This is a genomic window from Aquimarina hainanensis (genome assembly GCF_042684685.1).
GTDB lineage: Bacteria > Bacteroidota > Bacteroidia > Flavobacteriales > Flavobacteriaceae > Aquimarina > Aquimarina hainanensis.
In genome coordinates, this window is the sequence record NZ_JBHULX010000013.1 from 195,283 (window position 1) to 207,890 (window position 12,608).

Consider the following 12,608-nt stretch of genomic DNA (forward strand, 5'->3'; position numbering starts at 1 on the left):
TCAAAATCAGTTATAGTATTATTAACAACCAAGCAGCCTAACCCCTCTTCTATGAGGACATGGTTCAAATAGCCTTAGGCACAAACCAGATTAAAAAACCCATCATCATGGGTTGTGCTGGTTTGTGCTACACCTTGGAAACTTGTGTGTAAGAATTGCTCTGGGCAATTCTACCTTGGTGATGGGCTTTTTGGTTGGAACTACTTTACACGCTATTACGCATTTAATATACTTAACCCACCTATGAAAACCCCAAGCATTAAATTATATACATATACGCAAGGTGTTTTTGTTGTGCTCCAAGTTGTCATTCTTTTGGCAACTTTTTTATTTACAACAAAAACCTTTGCACAAGAACAAGTTTTAAAAACTGAAACTCGACATGTAGAAACAAATAATATTTCTATTTCAGAATCTACTGTAGATACAGAAATTCAAGAAATTTCAGAGCTAGATACTATTGAGTCAATTTCAAAAACAATTGAACCTGTTTTAACAAAGAAGCAACAAAAACAGCTTAAGAAATTAGATAAACAGCTAAAGAAGGGAAAAATTACTCAAGAAGAGTACGACAAGAAAAAAGCTGAAATTACAGGAATTCAACCTGAAGAACCAATTGAACCAGAACCTGAAATGGCAATGATGGCGCGTAGTGCAAATATCGAACCAGAAGCTCAAACACTTGGTAAATATATTGCACCTCAAGTCTCAACTACTAATGGTTCACTAAACTATGAATATCCTGTTGTAGTTCCAACAGGGAGAAATGGCTTAACTCCAGATATTTCTCTTAACTACAACAGTGGAAATAAATCACATAGTTCACTTATTGGTACTGGATGGTCATTTAATATTCCATATATTCAAAGGATTAATAAAAAAGGAACAAATAATCTCTACACTGAAAACCATTTTACATCATCACTTGATGGGGAATTGATTGACCAAGGAAATGGAATCTACACTCCGCGAACAGAAAATGGAAACTTTCTAAAATATGAATTCTCAAATGATATTTGGACAATTACTGATAAAGAGGGAACAGTATACAAGCTAGGGGAAACAGTACAGGCTCGGCAAGATAATCCAAGCGATACAACAAAAATCTTTTCATGGATGCTTGAATCAGTAACTGATACGAATGGAAACACTATTTCATATTCATATTTCAAAGACCAAGGTCAAATCTATCCTGACATAATTAGCTACAACCAAGAAGGTCTCTATGAAGTTGTATTTAATAGAGTTGCTAAAACAAGTCCATCTACCTCATATGCTTCAGCATTCAAGGTAGCAACAGCTCATCATATTAATAACGTAGAAGTAAAAACAGATGGGCAAACTACAGCAGAATATGATATTACGATTGTTGATAATTTAGTAAAAGATATTCAGGTGACTGGATACAATGGAACGAGTTCTTTTGAGTTGCCTGAAATGGAGCTAGGTTATACTCATGAAAATACAATAAGTGGTTTTGTAGATGATACTAACTTTAATCTTCCAACAGACTCTAATGGAAAAGTTGTAAATCTAAGAACAAATTCACAAGGAGGTTCATTTTTTCAAGACATTAATGGAGATTCACTTCCTGATATCGTTAGGTGGTATATCTACGGAGATAATAATTATAGTACTAGTGATTATGGTAATAATGTATTTATCAACACAGGAAATGGTTTCGTTGAAGATACAACGTTCTCATTACCAACAGAATCAAATGGAAGAGTCTTAAAATTAGGAGAACAAAAAACCTATGGAGGTACATATTTCCAAGATATCAATGGTGATGGACTTCCTGATTTTATTCGTTGGTCAAAGCTAGGAGATAATAATTATAGTACTAGTGATTATGGTAATAATGTATTTATCAACACAGGAAATGGTTTCGTTGAAGATACAACGTTCTCATTACCAACAGAATCAAATGGAAGAGTCTTAAAATTAGGAGAACAAAAAACCTATGGAGGTACATATTTCCAAGATATCAATGGTGATGGACTTCCTGATTTTATTCGTTGGTCAAAGCGAGGAGATAATAATTATAGTACTAGTGATTATGGTAATAATGTATTTATCAACACAGCTAAAGATTTCTCAAACCTAAAGACCCTCAAAAACTCCCAAGGAGGAGAAACAGAATTTACTTACACGTACGCTCGTATTCAAGATTCATCAAACCATGTTCACTTCCCAGTATCAGTTGTAGAATCGGTAACTACAGACGACAACAATGGAAACGTAGCAACAACAAACTACGAATACAAAGGAGCTGATTACTATTACAACACTCCACACGACAAACGTTTTGCTGGATTCTCTGAAGTTATCAAAACAGATAATGACGGAACAAAAACAACTACCAAATACCATCAAGCAAATGGAGAAACAGGTAATGAGCCAAGTGACAGCTACGCTAAAATCGGAAAAGTATTTGAGCAAACAGTAGAAGATTCAAGTGGAGACTTGTTTACAAAAACAAGAACAGGCTATACAGAAAACTCACTAGGTAATAATGCACACAGTATTCAAGCAGCATCAGTATTAACCCAGCAATTCGATGGAGATTCTTCATCTACCGATACAGCAGCCACATATGAATACGATACATATGGAAACATAGAGAAACAAATTCAATACGGAGAAGTAAATGGAAATGCTGACGGAACATTCTCTGATACAGGATTAGATAAACGAACACTAGAGTATTCATATGTAAATAACACAACTGATTACATTGTAGGACTCCCAACAAATCAAACATTAAAAAATAATAGTAATGTAAAAGAAGCTGAAACAAATTACAGCTATGACGCTAATGGTAATCTACTAACAGAATCAAAATGGATTTCAGGTTCTGATTATTCAGACACGAGTTACACTTACAATAGTTTTGGTCTACCACTTACTGAAACAGACGCATTAAGTAATACAACCACCTATTCATACGACGCGCACAATATCTACCCTGTATCAGTAACCAACGCAAAAGGACATATTACAAACTATGAATATGACTATTCATCTGGAAAGCTCAGTAAAGAAACCAATCCAAATGGAAAAGTTACTGACTACAGCTATGATGGATTAGATAGATTGACCAAGATAGAGCAAACCATTGCTAATGGAGGAACCGAAACAGTAAAAGAAATTGAATACAATACAAATGCATCTCCACAATTTACTAAAGAAACAACCTATCGAGACTCTGGAGATACCCAAGATATCTTTAACTATACTGACGGACTAGGGCGAACTATCCAAACAAAATCAGAAATGGACTCAGGATGGTTAACACTTGATACGGTATACGATGAAATGGGACGAGTAGCAAAACAATCGCTCCCATATCAAACATCATCAAGCTCTGATTCAAGTCCAATATCAAATTCTGATCTCTTAACTGAATTCACTTATGATACACTTAGTCGCGTTCTTGAAACAGAAAATGCAAAAGGAACAACAACGACTAGTTATGATGGATTTGAAACTACTATTACTGATGCAGAAAACAATCAAAAAGATTTGATTACTGATGCATTTGGAAATCTTGTTAGTGTAAAAGAACATAGTGATGGTTCAATCTATGAAACAGAATACAATTACAATACTCAAAACCTACTTACTAAAATAACTGATGCAGAAAATAATGTTAGAAACATCAGTTATGATGGATTAGGAAGACGAACTCAGTTAGAAGATTTACATAGCTCGGATGACTCTCAATTTGGAGTATGGAACTTTAACTATGATGACATTAACCTGACATCACAAACTGATCCAAAAGGAACTACAACAAGCTACACTTACGATCAGTTAAACCGAGTTCTTACTGAAAATAACAGTAGTACAATAGGTGTAGATGTTACCAATACCTATGATTCATGTATTAATGGTATTGGACAATTATGTTCAGTGGTAACACCAGACGCTGCAACAAATTATACCTATCTAAAACAAGGTCTTGTTGATACAGAATCAAAAGTGATTGATGGGGTAAGCTACACAACAGATACAGATTACGACAGGCAAGGTTCTGTTACAAAAGTAACTCATCCAAATGCTTCATTTACTGAATACAGCTACAACACAAGAGGTCTAACAGATGAAGTTAAATGGGGTGGAACATCTCTGGTAACAGCAGAGTATGGTGTACATGGACGTCCAACATCACTAACGCACAGTAATGGAGTAACTTCAACACTTACGTATGATGAAGATAACCTCTATGAGCTGACAAACAAAACTACAGAACTTGGAAACACAAAATTCCAAGACCTTAGTTACAGTTACGACAATGTTGGAAATATTACACAAATTGTAGATGCATCAAACACTGATACTGCAAAGACGCAAAGCTTCACCTATGATGACCTGTATCGATTAACAGAAACCAATGTTACAAACTCTGCAAATACCGCAGACTATACGAGAACATATACTTACTCTCCAATCGGAAACATTAACTCATTTAATGGAGTAAACTATACCTATACTGACACAGGATATTCAAACCCACATGCAGTAACTGATATTGGAGGAACAAGTTATAGTTATGATAACAATGGGAACCTTACGAATGACGGAGTATGGAACCACACTTGGGATTATCGAAATAGATTAACAAGCTCGGCAGATGGAACAGCTACTTCAAATTACGAATATGACCATAATAATGATAGAATTAAACTGGTAGAGGGAAGTGACACTACCATTTATCCAACATCAGATTATGAAATTAAAAATGGAGAAGTAAAAGTGTCACTTAACCTTGCTGATACCTTGGTAGCCACAGTGAAAGATACCGGATCTACGTCCGGTACAGGCTCCACACTTAATCATGTTCATACTGATCATCTAGGAGGAACACATATTACTACAGATAGTACTGGAGTAATTACTCAAACACTCGACTACTATCCATTTGGAGATACAAGGATCGATGTGGGAAGTGATAACGAGGCGAAGCAATTTACTGGGTATATTAAAGATTCTAACACTCAATTAAGTTATGCTGGTGCTCGGTATATGAAGAGTGATATTGGGAGGTTTATCTCTCAAGACCCTGTAGCACTTTCACTAGGAAATTGGAAAGCTATTCAAGAAAAAACTAATGGAGATATAAAGACATATCTTTCAAACCCACAGAAACACAACTCTTATTCATATGCTTTCAATAATCCTGTAAAGTATCAAGATGAAGGTGGTGAGTGGGCTGGTATTGATGACGCTATTGCTTTAGGTGCAGGATTTATTGGGGGTGTCGCTGCTCAAGGAGTTAGTGATATAGTTGCAGGAGAATTAAGTTCTACAAATTCATATATAGCTTCAGGTGTTGGTGGGGCTGTTACTGCTGAAGTTGCATTATACACAGTACCAACCGGAGTTGCATTAGCTGGACCATGGGGTGGTTTAGGCGGCTTAGGTGTTGCAGGGGCTGCTGGAGGAGTAGCAGATTATAGTGTTCAAACAGAATTAGATGGAACAGAATATTCAAGTTCTGATGCTGCTAGTGAAGCTATTTCACAAGCAATAACTACTGCAGCTTTTGGTGGATTAATTAAGTTGCCAAATGTAAAAATCCCAGGAATTAATGCTGGAAAAGGTAGTTTCCAAGCAGTTTCAAATCAAATTACCACAAAGCTTAATAACGGAACTATCGAAAATGTATCAGCCGGAACTCTAGGAAAAATGCTTGTTAATGAAGTTGTTTCAGATTCATCTGAAAATGCTGCTGAGGCTGTTGTTGATGGTGTTTCTAGATCAATAAAGAAATCAGAAAATAACAAAAATAGAAATAGTAATTCTTCAAGAAATTAAAAAATATGAATGCAAAACAAGAAAAAATAAATAAAAGAATTGATAGAGCTAGCTTATACTTGGTGTATCTTGGTGGGGTATCGTTTATTGGATTGCCAATTTTAACTAGATTTTTGCCAATCTTAGAATGGCAAAGAACCTTTTGGTTAATTGTTTTAATGGGGATACTTTGCTTATCTTGGACGTTAATGAGCTTAATAACCCTTTTTTTAAGGAGATCTAAGCCTAAGAGAATTACAACAGGACCTCAAAGACTACAGAAACTATCTCCAAAAAAAGCTCAAATTTTGGGTTATATAGTGCTCGTGCTAGGGATGATATTATTTGCTGGAGCAACATATATGTTTCTTCCTTATTCTATTAAAGGAATAAATTATTTATATGTTCAAAATAAGCAACCGATAACTCAAATTGATTTAGTAACTAAAGCCAGAGCAGGAACAGGAACATCAAAATTTACCACACAAAATGTAGAGTTTGAGAAACTAGGAAAAATGGAAATGTGGTTTGATTCAGCGCGATTTAAAGAAGGGAGGTATTATGAAATTACAATGATTCCAGATACTAAATATGTCTTAGAGCGAACTCTTATTGAAGAATAAAGCAAAAAGCCTTTTTATGGCTTTTTTGTTATAATCAGTCTATGGAAAATATTTTTAATCTAATAATAATATTTATAGGTGTTTACTTTTTGATATATAAATTTTTTAAAATGAATAATTATAAAAATTATGATTCTTATCTTTCTAAAAAAAGAGCATCACTTTCTGCTGAGAAATATCTTAAGTTTTTAAACACTCAAGAAGCGGAAATCAAATCTGAAATTAAAATAGGAAAAAGTAAACTTCGTATAGATAAAATATATAAACCTAACCCTCTGCTTTTGGAAGCTTTTAAAAAAATAGAAGAAGAAAAAAATAAAATTTAGTAGTATTTTATACTCAATAAATAAAAACCACCTTACAGTGGTTTTTTGTATGCAATTATATAAGCCAAATCTTTTTAGCTTTTTCAAAACCACACCAATTGTGGTCTTTATCAAATCCACGAGAAGCTAATTCATATCGAATAAACTTTTCTAGAGGGATTTTAGCATGAAGAATATAGCGTAATAACTCTCCATCAAAAGAAGAAAACAAACCTCTGATTTCTTCCCAATGATGTAAAGGATTATCCTCTTGAGCGATTTTCTGAATGTCAGTATAAATCATTTTTCTGTAGTTCTTCTGTCTAACCGTTTTACTATACAAGTTATACATACCTTCAGGAGTATTAGCTTTTTGAATTACAAAATCACCTTTTCCTTGCTTTTGAAATAACTTATAAAAAACACCTTCATTCCTAGCTTCAAAGTTTTTCCATAATAGAGCATCAATAGCTTTTTGTTTTTCTAAATTAGAAAAACTATTTGGATTACTTCTTTGCTTTCTCATTACTTGTAGTTTTAGAAGCTGCTTTCTTTTCATTGACTGTTACCTTAGGAGCTAAAACCTTTTCAGGCTTTTTAGCTACTTCTTCGCACCACTTTTGGGTGACATAGGAAATGATGTACATATCATCTTCAATAAGGTTTAAAAGCTCTTCATTTTCTTTTTCCATCAAGTCGTGTTCTTTAGGAATGCTACCTCCAAAACGATACTTGATAATAGCAATAAGCTCTTTGCGAGAAAAGAATTTTAATAATGAAGGAGTAATTTCATTTGTTTTTACAGCATCTTCGCTGGCTCTTTTCTTTAAAATTAATGAAAAGAGTTTAACTAATTGTTGTTTTTGAATTTCCATAATGTTCGGATTTTAATTTTAGAATTAGAAATGTGTTCAGTTTTAATAAGCTCATCTACTATTTTTTGAGCTTCTTTTTTATCTAAGTAATATGGCTTTGGGTAGGTATATACCCAGTCAAAATTACCTAGGTCATCTGCTAAGAAGATTACGTATACTTCTATCATGATAGACTTAAGTATCTATAAAGAATATGTATTTCATCTTCTTTAAAAGTTCCACTATCAATAAACTCCTGTAGTTTTTCTTTAGCTAAATCATAGCTTTCAAAAAAGCGTTTAGGTTGACTAGTAATCTTGTAAACATCTTGTTGTTTAACCATAGTGTCATAAATACCATACACACGTTTCATCTTTCCAGCTTTGATTTGTAAGGAACGATAATTGGAGTGGTCATATTCATCCCAAAATGCTATGGCTTTGGAAGCTAAATAATGAGTTTGAAGACCTAGTTGTTCTAAGGTTTTCATGACTTTAACGGGATGTAATGCAGTACTTTGCTGAGTGTTTAATTCCCACCTTTGCATATAGAACTGTAAAACATCAGCATTAGATAGGAATGTTAAGAGTTCTGAGTTATCTTGTGAATCAATTTTCACATGCTCCTCTAAGCTATCTCCATAAACATTTTGTAACATGGTGATGATTTCGTCTTTAGTGAAATAGTCATCGAAAAAACTATCAAGTTCATGCACTTTTTCATTCTGTAATTTCTCAAGTAATACAGTCAAAAAATGCTGTATTACCTGATGAGTTGTAATATTCATTTGTATAAAATTTAATGCGGTGAATCACCGCTGATTAATATTAAGTTTTGTCTAACGGATAGTTGGCAGTAAGCACTTCGATTTTTCGAGGACGTGCTTTTCCATTTTCTGCTTTATGAGCAGAGAGTGGTTTTTCAAAAGTTTTGGTATACCACCCAAACGCTTTGGAATATTTTTCCAAAGCCTCGTTTGGATAAGAAGACAACAAGAACTTGCCCTTAATGGTTGAAAGAACTTCTAAAAGATCCTCAAAGTCTTTTTGGCTAAACCCAGAATAGTGCCCTTGATTCGAGTTTGGGTACGGAGGATCGAGATAGAATAGCACCTCTTCTCCGTCTCTATTCTGAATTACCTTAAGAGCATTCAAGTGTTCAATTTGAACTTGTTCGAGTCTCTTTTGAATAGATTCATCAAATAATAATTTCTTATTTCTAAATGCTTTGACACGTTTACTGTATTTGTCATAGCCCCAAGAACCAATCTGACATGAGAACCCCATATTCGTTCCTACATAAAATGCCCAAGCACGTTGTATTTTGTTAAACAAGTGTGGCATCCGATAAATGGCTAATGCTACAGAATATGTGGCTCTTGAAAAGAGCGTACCTTCAATCTTTTCTTTGAGCTTGGAAAAATCAGATGACTTAACTACTTCATAGAAATTAACCACCATTGCATTAAGGTCATTGATAACTTCTGCCTGTGATGGTTTTTTGGCAAAGAAGATAGCACCACCTCCAAAATAAGGTTCAACATAGACTTTGTGTTTGGGTATTAATGGTAGGATTTCAGAGACAAGATTGATCTTGCCTCCATAGTAGGTAATGGGGGTTTTGGGCATAGCATAGGTAAAAAAATAAAGGATGAATAAGAGTTAGAGCAGATGCTCCTCTGCAAAGGAGATATAATCCTCTGAGGTAATAATAATGTGGTCAAGTAATGTGAATCCCATTTGGTTGGCTAGTTCTTGGATATTTTTGGTAATGGCTTTGTCACTTGGAGAGATAACCATTTTTCCAGATGGATGGTTATGACAAATGATAAGTGCTGAGGCATTAGAAACTAAAGCAAGCTGAAAGATTTCTTTAATATTTACTTTCACAGCTTCTGTAGTTCCAGAGCCAAGCTCGGCAATACCAAGTACACTGTTAGAATTAGTTAATAAAATAACAAAGAACATTTCTTTTAAATCCCAACGTTTAGGATGTACTGTTTTTCTAAGAATTTTGCAGGCATCTTTTGCTTCACGAATACTAAACATCGAATCAAAAACAGGACGCTTATAATGAAGTTCAATTTCTGGTGTGCTTCCTGTGTAGGGAGCAGGTAATTTTGTTTTCATAATCAGGTGTATTTATTTCAAAGTTGTTTGCACCTAGTATGAAGCAAAAGCAAAATCATCCCTAGATAGGCGATTTAGTCAAATTGACAATCAGAAAAAGGGTCACCTATATCCACATCAAAAGACACGCTATGCTGTAGTGTATGCATTATCAACATCCATCCTATTTCGCCAAAGAAGATTTTAGACACAACAATAAAATATTTGGTATCCATCAAAAAGACCGACTTCATGGAATGCTATTACTAGGAAAGTCAGGAAGTGGAAAGACCAACTTAATGAAAGTATTACTCTATCAAGATATTATCTGTGGCAGAGGAGCCTGTTTAATGGATGTGAATGGGGATTTTATCCGTGAGATTATAGATCTTATTCCAGAGCATCGTAAACAAGATATTGTGTATTTAGATGCGAGTAATCCAAAATTAACGTTAGGTTACAATCCACTTAAAAAAGTAAGCTACGCTAAAAGAGCCTTGATAGCATCAAGCATATTGGAGACCTTTCAAAAGCTATGGGGAGGTCAGAGTTGGGGAATTAAATTGGAATATATCCTAAGAAACTCACTACTCCTACTCTTAGACCAAGAACAAGCAACACTAGATGATATTCCAAAAGTATTATTAGACAATCAATTTAGAGATAGCTGTTTAGTGAACTCAAAAAATCCGCACGTTATCCGATTTTTTAAAGTGGAATATCCTAAATATTCAAAGACAGATATTTTACCTGTACTTAACAAGGTGGGGAGTTTTTTATCTATTCCAATGCTGAGAAAAATACTCGTTAACAATACCAATCAATTATCCCTTTCACAGTTAATGAATGAAAAGAAAATCTTTTTAGTGAATCTATCCAAGGGAGGACTCTTGGGAAGTGATGGGGCGCATTTACTAGGTTCGTTACTCATAACAGCGATGGCATCCGCAGGGTTTAATCGAGTACATCTGCCACCACAAAACCGCCATCCATTTATCATTTATTTAGATGAATTTCAAAACTTCACTACAGGAAGTATTGCAGGAGCAATTAGTGAATTACGTAAGTTTGGAATCTCTTTTGTACTGGCAAATCAATATCTTTTCCAACTGAATCAAGACATTAAAAACGCTGTTCTTGGGAATATTGGAACGTTAATTACTTTTAGGCTCGGACAACAGGACGCCAAATACTTTGCTACAGAATTTTATCCTACGTTTCAGACCAGTGACTTTACCTCTTTAAAGCACTACCATATTTATTTACGCTTGCTTATTAGTGGAAAAATATCTCCTGCATTTTCAGCGAAGACGATTACTATACAGGAGCTTATAAATCACAAAAACTATTTATTTTCTAGCTAGACTAACCTAATTGGAAATACTATTCTATTAATTTTATTTATTATTTATGAGTTATATCCCAAAAACCAATGTACCAAACCATGTATTTGATATCCATTTAAAACAATTAGGACATGCAGAATTAAAGGTGCTATTAGTTATTATTCGTCAAACCTTAGGTTGGATAGACAAAAAAACTAAAAAGGTAAAGGAATGGGATTGGATTTCTCAGCAGTTTTTCGTTAGAAAAACAGGACTCTCTGCTCGAGCAATTTCCAATGCCATTACATCTTTGCTACAAAAAGATTTAATTCTAATAAAAAACGAAACAGGGAAGCTCATGTATTCCAATAAAGAGAGACAGTTATCTCAAAAACTATTCTATAAATTCAAACACAAAACTATTCCGTGTGAACTTAAAGACATAAAACCTGTGAAGAAAGGTCACACTACAATAATTAAACATACAAATAAGTACAGTGAAGAAAAGTCACAGGGATTTAATAAAATCAATTTTAAACACCTAAAAACGTAAAAACACCCAGTAATACACAACTTATCCAAAAAATATTAAGTGACCCAGAGAAAAAATTGTCAAATTGACAAATATGTACGTCTATGATGTGTTATGATATTAAACTATTATTCACATACAAGTATTGGAGCTTTCACAAAAAAAGTTATCCCAGTACTTTTTTATTTATATGGAAATACAGAATTACTTAAAAACATTTAGAAAACGGACAGGAATTACCCTTAGTGATATGAGTGAGATTATTGGTGTAGACACAGGGAATTTATCAAAAATAGAATCAGGACAACGAGAACCTAATTTAAAAGTGATATTAGGATATTGTTCTATTTTAAAAATTCCAATAGAACGATTATTTAAAAATCAGTACACACAGCTTATTAAAGAATGTTACGAAAATGTTTCAGTATTAAAAGAGCGTATTTTAAATGCGATGGAGACACCAAATATTAGTCACAGAATTATTTTATTGGATGTAGTTATTGACCGCCTAGCAGATTTAAAAACTACCTATGAAAAATAAAAATGAGCTTGCTTTAGTACTATACCCAAGCATACAGGGAATGGGGTATTTGATTTGTGAATCTCCAAAAGAATTGGTGGACTATGGAATAGCAAAGATGCGTCCTTTAACCAATGATAAATATGTGAATCGCTTATTGAAGTTTATGAGAAACTATAAGCCTTCACTTATCATTGTAAGAGGTTATGAATTCAAAGATTACCGTATCAGTAAACGAGTTAAAAAAATGATTGATGCGTTTGTGGCAGAAGCCAATAAGTATAATCTACCTGTTCGTAAATACTCTCGTACGCAAATTAAAGAAGTATTCAAACAGTTTGGAGCAGATACAAAATACACGATTTCAAAAACCATTAGTTCTTGGTATCCAGAACTTGCACCAAAACTACCAAGTATTAGAAAGAATTATGAGCCTGAGCATTACAGAATGATGCTCTTTGATGTGTTTGCTTTGATGCTTACTGATCAATATTTAAAATAATACTTTCAATAAAAAAAACGCTCATCCTATAAGCGTTTTT

At 33.9% G+C, this 12,608-nt stretch carries 13 protein-coding genes; 7 read left to right on the forward strand and 6 right to left on the reverse strand.

All coding sequences use genetic code 11. The features are described 5' to 3' along the window. Positions 1–243: 243 nt before the first annotated feature. The 3 genes from ACFSTE_RS09235 (at position 244) to ACFSTE_RS09245 (ending at position 6,748) form a co-directional block, all read left to right on the forward strand. The gene (locus tag ACFSTE_RS09235; RefSeq protein ID WP_378298089.1) at positions 244–5,820 is read left to right on the forward strand and encodes a SpvB/TcaC N-terminal domain-containing protein; all 5,577 of its coding nucleotides are present in this window, start codon (positions 244–246) and stop codon (positions 5,818–5,820) included. A gap of 5 nt (positions 5,821–5,825) precedes the next feature. Beyond that, the gene (locus ACFSTE_RS09240) at positions 5,826–6,422 is read left to right on the forward strand and encodes a hypothetical protein (protein ID WP_378298091.1); all 597 of its coding nucleotides are present in this window, start codon (positions 5,826–5,828) and stop codon (positions 6,420–6,422) included. Positions 6,423–6,532: 110 nt separating this feature from the next. Further along, positions 6,533–6,748: a hypothetical protein gene (locus tag ACFSTE_RS09245; RefSeq protein WP_378298093.1), complete on the forward strand. Its 216-nt coding sequence runs from the start codon at positions 6,533–6,535 to the stop codon at positions 6,746–6,748. A gap of 55 nt (positions 6,749–6,803) precedes the next feature. Here the strand turns inward: ACFSTE_RS09245 and ACFSTE_RS09250 are convergent, their stop codons facing one another. The 6 genes from ACFSTE_RS09250 to ACFSTE_RS09275 are packed head-to-tail and all read right to left on the reverse strand — an operon-like array spanning position 6,804 to position 9,710. Then, entirely contained in the window at positions 6,804–7,253 is a 450-nt protein-coding gene (locus ACFSTE_RS09250; RefSeq protein ID WP_378253192.1) for a hypothetical protein, read from the reverse strand. Further along, positions 7,234–7,602, reverse strand: coding sequence for a hypothetical protein (locus tag ACFSTE_RS09255; RefSeq protein WP_378253193.1), 369 nt, complete (start codon positions 7,600–7,602; stop codon positions 7,234–7,236). The genes ACFSTE_RS09250 and ACFSTE_RS09255 overlap by 20 nt, the downstream gene beginning before the upstream one ends. Beyond that, complete coding sequence (locus ACFSTE_RS09260) at positions 7,578–7,769, reverse strand: hypothetical protein (RefSeq protein ID WP_378253195.1); 192 nt, start codon at positions 7,767–7,769, stop codon at positions 7,578–7,580. Before ACFSTE_RS09260 ends, ACFSTE_RS09255 begins: the two co-directional genes overlap by 25 nt. Beyond that, positions 7,766–8,368, reverse strand: coding sequence for a hypothetical protein (locus ACFSTE_RS09265; protein ID WP_378253197.1), 603 nt, complete (start codon positions 8,366–8,368; stop codon positions 7,766–7,768). The genes ACFSTE_RS09260 and ACFSTE_RS09265 overlap by 4 nt, the downstream gene beginning before the upstream one ends. A gap of 40 nt (positions 8,369–8,408) precedes the next feature. Continuing rightward, entirely contained in the window at positions 8,409–9,209 is an 801-nt protein-coding gene (locus ACFSTE_RS09270; RefSeq protein ID WP_378253199.1) for a DNA adenine methylase, read from the reverse strand. A gap of 33 nt (positions 9,210–9,242) precedes the next feature. Continuing rightward, positions 9,243–9,710 carry a JAB domain-containing protein gene (locus tag ACFSTE_RS09275; RefSeq protein ID WP_378253201.1) on the reverse strand — a complete coding sequence of 156 codons (468 nt, stop codon included), beginning with the start codon at positions 9,708–9,710 and terminating at the stop codon, positions 9,243–9,245. Between the two features lie 143 nt (positions 9,711–9,853). Here ACFSTE_RS09275 and ACFSTE_RS09280 point away from each other — a divergent pair, with 143 nt between their 5' ends. The 4 genes from ACFSTE_RS09280 (at position 9,854) to ACFSTE_RS09295 (ending at position 12,568) form a co-directional block, all read left to right on the forward strand. Further along, positions 9,854–11,053 carry a type IV secretory system conjugative DNA transfer family protein gene (locus ACFSTE_RS09280; protein WP_378298095.1) on the forward strand — a complete coding sequence of 400 codons (1,200 nt, stop codon included), beginning with the start codon at positions 9,854–9,856 and terminating at the stop codon, positions 11,051–11,053. A 46-nt stretch (positions 11,054–11,099) separates the two neighbouring features. Continuing rightward, positions 11,100–11,567 (forward strand): replication protein, encoded by a 468-nt coding sequence (locus ACFSTE_RS09285; RefSeq protein WP_378253207.1) that lies wholly within the window; start codon positions 11,100–11,102, stop codon positions 11,565–11,567. A gap of 169 nt (positions 11,568–11,736) precedes the next feature. Next, on the forward strand, positions 11,737–12,087 hold the full coding sequence (locus tag ACFSTE_RS09290; RefSeq protein WP_378253209.1) for a helix-turn-helix domain-containing protein: 351 nt from the start codon (positions 11,737–11,739) through the stop codon (positions 12,085–12,087). Then, positions 12,077–12,568, forward strand: coding sequence for a hypothetical protein (locus tag ACFSTE_RS09295; protein WP_378253211.1), 492 nt, complete (start codon positions 12,077–12,079; stop codon positions 12,566–12,568). The genes ACFSTE_RS09290 and ACFSTE_RS09295 overlap by 11 nt, the downstream gene beginning before the upstream one ends. Positions 12,569–12,608 lie beyond the last annotated feature (40 nt).

Coding starts and splice junctions, on each gene's coding strand:
- ACFSTE_RS09250 (WP_378253192.1), bottom strand. CDS start 7,253: ATGAGAAAGCAAAGAAGTAATCCAAATAGTTTTTCTAATTTAGAAAAA.
- ACFSTE_RS09290 (WP_378253209.1), top strand. CDS start 11,737: ATGGAAATACAGAATTACTTAAAAACATTTAGAAAACGGACAGGAATT.
- ACFSTE_RS09260 (WP_378253195.1), bottom strand. CDS start 7,769: ATGATAGAAGTATACGTAATCTTCTTAGCAGATGACCTAGGTAATTTT.
- ACFSTE_RS09275 (WP_378253201.1), bottom strand. CDS start 9,710: ATGAAAACAAAATTACCTGCTCCCTACACAGGAAGCACACCAGAAATT.
- ACFSTE_RS09280 (WP_378298095.1), top strand. CDS start 9,854: ATGCATTATCAACATCCATCCTATTTCGCCAAAGAAGATTTTAGACAC.
- ACFSTE_RS09240 (WP_378298091.1), top strand. CDS start 5,826: ATGAATGCAAAACAAGAAAAAATAAATAAAAGAATTGATAGAGCTAGC.
- ACFSTE_RS09245 (WP_378298093.1), top strand. CDS start 6,533: ATGAATAATTATAAAAATTATGATTCTTATCTTTCTAAAAAAAGAGCA.
- ACFSTE_RS09285 (WP_378253207.1), top strand. CDS start 11,100: ATGAGTTATATCCCAAAAACCAATGTACCAAACCATGTATTTGATATC.
- ACFSTE_RS09295 (WP_378253211.1), top strand. CDS start 12,077: ATGAAAAATAAAAATGAGCTTGCTTTAGTACTATACCCAAGCATACAG.
- ACFSTE_RS09235 (WP_378298089.1), top strand. CDS start 244: ATGAAAACCCCAAGCATTAAATTATATACATATACGCAAGGTGTTTTT.
- ACFSTE_RS09255 (WP_378253193.1), bottom strand. CDS start 7,602: ATGGAAATTCAAAAACAACAATTAGTTAAACTCTTTTCATTAATTTTA.
- ACFSTE_RS09265 (WP_378253197.1), bottom strand. CDS start 8,368: ATGAATATTACAACTCATCAGGTAATACAGCATTTTTTGACTGTATTA.
- ACFSTE_RS09270 (WP_378253199.1), bottom strand. CDS start 9,209: ATGCCCAAAACCCCCATTACCTACTATGGAGGCAAGATCAATCTTGTC.